General features: G+C 70.0%; 1 pseudogene. It reads left to right on the top strand.

The features are described 5' to 3' along the window. Positions 1-253, top strand: a pseudogene (locus KVT44_RS56425) (MFS transporter); the annotation flags it as partial.

Below are 253 nucleotides of genomic sequence, written 5' to 3'. Positions count from 1 at the left end.
GACGCGCTGCACGCGGGCCTGTGGATGCTGCCCATGGCGGCCTTGTGCTTCGTGTGCGCACCGCTGTCGGGGCGGCTGGACGGCAACCGGGGGCCGCGACTTCCCCTGCTGATCGCGGGGGTCACGATGACCGCGAGCGGGATCCTCTTCGCCGCGATCGAAGGCGAGACGTCGAACGTCACGCCCGTCATCGGGTACGACCTCTTCGGCCTCGGCTTCGGCTTCGTGAACGCCCCCATCACCAACACCGCCG

Origin of the sequence: Streptomyces sp. GbtcB7 (assembly GCF_019091445.1) — a bacterium.
Classification (GTDB): Bacteria; Actinomycetota; Actinomycetes; order Streptomycetales; family Streptomycetaceae; genus Streptomyces; species Streptomyces mirabilis.
This window is presented reverse-complemented; position numbering and strand designations above follow the sequence as displayed.